Origin of the sequence: Draconibacterium mangrovi (genome assembly GCF_010586825.1) — a bacterium.
GTDB classification, from domain to species: domain Bacteria; phylum Bacteroidota; class Bacteroidia; order Bacteroidales; family Prolixibacteraceae; genus Draconibacterium; species Draconibacterium mangrovi.
In genome coordinates this window covers 2,501-5,866 of the sequence record NZ_JAAAGB010000021.1, presented here as the reverse complement: position 1 = coordinate 5,866, position 3,366 = coordinate 2,501, and the positions used below count along the sequence as shown (strand labels likewise).

At 46.4% G+C, this 3,366-nt stretch carries 2 tRNA genes and 2 rRNA genes (1 of these 4 running past the window's edge); all 4 read left to right on the top strand.

What is annotated here, in order from left to right:
* The first annotated feature begins 615 nt into the window (after window positions 1-615).
* Window positions 616-2,133: ribosomal RNA gene (locus G4420_RS23180) — 16S ribosomal RNA — on the top strand.
* Window positions 2,134-2,272: 139 nt separating this feature from the next.
* Window positions 2,273-2,346 (top strand) — tRNA-Ile (locus tag G4420_RS23175).
* 77 nt (window positions 2,347-2,423) lie between these two features.
* Window positions 2,424-2,497, top strand: a tRNA-Ala gene (locus G4420_RS23170).
* 283 nt (window positions 2,498-2,780) lie between these two features.
* Window positions 2,781-3,366: ribosomal RNA gene (locus G4420_RS23165) — 23S ribosomal RNA — on the top strand; it runs 2,212 nt beyond the window's last position.
* Together the 16S and 23S rRNA genes with 2 tRNA genes alongside form the textbook arrangement of a ribosomal RNA operon.

The following is a 3,366-nucleotide window of genomic DNA, read 5'->3' as shown; positions in this document are numbered from 1 at the left end:
TAAAAACCTTGATTACTTTTGCAGCCGCTTTGAGAGAAGCGATGTTCATAGAAACAATGGGAAATAGAACGGCAAAGGCAGGGCCGGTAGTTGGGAAGGAGATTTCGGTCTTTGGAACGACGAAACGGTTCGAAAAAAAGTTTAGAAAAAGTCAAAAAAGTATTTGGTGGATTTAAAAACTTGCTTACCTTTGCAGCCGCTTAGAAAACGAAGCGACGTTCAAGTGACAAGATGATGGGTAAAAGACGAGTGGTTGAAAGGCTGGTGGAACGGCACTGAAGATCGCGTCAAAGCCGCAGAGACATTAGAAATAAAGTTTCAAAAAAAAGCGAAAAAGTTTTGGAGGTTTTGAAAAAGTAATTACCTTTGTCGCCCCGTTAAAAGGGAAACGAGTTCTGGCTGAGAAGAGAGATTTGGAGAGAAGAAGAAGCCAGAGAAAAATATTAGAAAAGTAGATGACCGGCATTAAGAGGTAAGATTGAGGTGCTGGTTTTTTTACGCGAGTTCTTTAAAATTTTGAAGCACAAAAAAGCAAGGTTAATAATAAAACAACTTTGTTGATTTCTGAGAGAGACAAGTAAACCTGGAGCGAAAGATATTAAACTTTTTATATTTACAACGGAGAGTTTGATCCTGGCTCAGGATGAACGCTAGCGGGAGGCCTAACACATGCAAGTCGAGCGGGATTCACCTTCGGGTGATGAGAGCGGCGCACGGGTGCGTAACGCGTATGCAACCTTCCTTGTACAGAGGGATAGCCCATGGAAACGTGGATTAATATCTCATAGTATCACAATTTCGCATGTTATTGTGATTAAAGTTTCGGCGGTACAAGATGGGCATGCGTAAGATTAGCTAGTTGGTGAGGTAACTGCTCACCAAGGCAACGATCTTTAGGGGTTCTGAGAGGATTATCCCCCACACTGGTACTGAGACACGGACCAGACTCCTACGGGAGGCAGCAGTGAGGAATATTGGTCAATGGACGAAAGTCTGAACCAGCCATCCCGCGTGCAGGATGACGGCCCTATGGGTTGTAAACTGCTTTTGTTTGCCAAGAATGGTATCTACGTGTAGGTATTTGACGGTAGCAAATGAATAAGGACCGGCTAACTCCGTGCCAGCAGCCGCGGTAATACGGAGGGTCCAAGCGTTATCCGGATTTATTGGGTTTAAAGGGTGCGCAGGCGGAACTTTAAGTCAGTGGTGAAATCTTGCCGCTTAACGGTAAAATTGCCATTGATACTGAAGTTCTTGAATGTAGTTGAGGTAGGCGGAATGTGTTGTGTAGCGGTGAAATGCATAGATATGACACAGAACGCCAATTGCGAAGGCAGCTTACTAAGCTACGATTGACGCTGAGGCACGAAAGCGTGGGGAGCGAACAGGATTAGATACCCTGGTAGTCCACGCCGTAAACGATGATCACTCGCTGTTTGCGATACACTGTAAGCGGCTGAGCGAAAGCATTAAGTGATCCACCTGGGGAGTACGATCGCAAGGTTGAAACTCAAAGGAATTGACGGGGGCCCGCACAAGCGGAGGAACATGTGGTTTAATTCGATGATACGCGAGGAACCTTACCTGGGCTTAAATGTAGATTGCATAGATTGGAAACAGTCTTTCTCTTCGGAGCTATTTACAAGGTGCTGCATGGTTGTCGTCAGCTCGTGCCGTGAGGTGTCGGGTTAAGTCCCATAACGAGCGCAACCCCTATCGTTAGTTGCTAGCAGGTAATGCTGAGGACTCTAGCGAGACTGCCACCGTAAGGTGAGAGGAAGGTGGGGATGACGTCAAATCAGCACGGCCCTTATGTCCAGGGCTACACACGTGTTACAATGGTCGGTACAAAGGGCAGCTACCTGGTGACAGGATGCCAATCCCTAAAGCCGATCCCAGTTCGGATTGGAGTCTGCAACCCGACTCCATGAAGTTGGATTCGCTAGTAATCGCGCATCAGCCATGGCGCGGTGAATACGTTCCCGGGCCTTGTACACACCGCCCGTCAAACCATGGAAGCTGGGGGTACCTGAAGTATGTGACCGCAAGGAGCGTCCTAGGGTAAAACTGGTAACTGGGGTTAAGTCGTAACAAGGTAGCCGTACCGGAAGGTGTGGCTGGAACACCTCCTTTCTGGAGCACAGGTTTAATAAAGTTTCTGTGACGAGATTAACGAAAGTTGTCCTTGCTTTTTTTAAAATATTACACATGAGTTGCAAAGCGGGAGCTGCGCTAAAAGCCAAAGCTCAGAAAGCTTGGCGCTTAGAAAAACAGTCCCGTAGCTCAGCTGGTTAGAGTACTACACTGATAATGTAGGGGTCCCCAGTTCAAGTCTGGGCGGGACTACAAGTCCAGTCGACAGTAACAAGTCGCAGTAAACAGGAAACTGAAAACTGAGACTGAACACTGTAAACTGAAAGTTCGGGGGATTAGCTCAGTTGGCTAGAGCGCTAGATTTGCATTCTAGAGGTCAAGGGTTCGACTCCCTTATTCTCCACGGAGGCTGAAAAGTCGTAAAAAGACCACAAAACAGTGGCGCGTTCATAAGTAATAGTGAACAGAAGATAATGCTGGTGCACCAACGCGATAAGGTTCGATTCCTTAATTATCTACACAAGTTGAAACAGGCAACTGTTTCTGTGCTTTAAAGTTCTTTGGCATGTTGGGAAAAAATAATTTTGATAATTACATAGAGTAATTATCGAGAGTCAAATCAAATCACAAGATAGAGACGACAATTTTACAGAGATACAATTGAATCAATACGAGGATTCTCTAAAAAGAAAGTTACTAAGGGCGTACGGAGGATGCCTAGGCTCTCAGAGGCGAAGAAGGACGTGACAAGCTGCGATAAGCTTCGGGGATTAGCAAATATGAATCGATCCGAAGATTTCCGAATGGGGCAACCCACCCGCAAGGGTATCCGCAAGGAGGCTAACCCGGGGAACTGAAACATCTAAGTACCCGGAGGAAAAGAAAATAATAATGATTCCCATAGTAGTGGCGAGCGAACTGGGAACAGCCTAAACCAATATTGTTTCGGCAATGTTGGGGTTGTAGGGCTGCGACATGGAGAAGTATTTAAAACTGGAAAGGTTTTGGAAAAGCCTACCATAGACGGTGACAGTCCGGTACAGGTAATAAATAACATCCTAGCAGTACCCTGAGTAGGGCGGAACACGAGAAATTCTGTCTGAATCTGCCAGGACCATCTGGTAAGGCTAAATACTCCTGAGAGACCGATAGCGAACAAGTACCGTGAGGGAAAGGTGAAAAGCACCCCGAACAGGGGAGTGAAATAGTACCTGAAACCGTACGCTTACAAGCGGTTGGAGTCCGTCAACTGACGGATGACAGCGTGCCTTT